The sequence below is a fragment of the Leifsonia sp. SIMBA_070 genome, assembly GCF_046534635.1.
GTDB lineage: Bacteria > Actinomycetota > Actinomycetes > Actinomycetales > Microbacteriaceae > Leifsonia.
This window is the reverse complement of sequence record NZ_JAWRYK010000929.1, coordinates 1-236: the sequence shown is the minus strand read 5'-3', so window position 1 is coordinate 236 and position 236 is coordinate 1. Positions and strand designations below refer to the sequence as shown.

Here is a 236-nt window from a genome sequence, read left to right as displayed (position 1 = left end):
CAGCCATGGGCTGGTACTGGTCCAACCAGCTGTCAGCGCTGCGCACCGCGTCCGGCTCCAACATCAGCATGCTCCGCGCGCCGTCGGACTCCGGTAAGGCGGAGGACAACGGCATGTACTACAAGGCCTCCATGTACTGGTCCATTTCCGCCAAGTCCAGTGACCCCGAAGCTGCCGCCACGTTCGTGAATTACCTCGCGAACAACGAGGAAGCCGCCAAGCAGCTGCTCGTGGAC

General features: G+C 62.7%; 1 pseudogene. It reads left to right on the top strand.

What is annotated here, in order from left to right:
* Nucleotides 1–236, top strand: a pseudogene (locus SB754_RS22925) (ABC transporter substrate-binding protein); the annotation flags it as partial.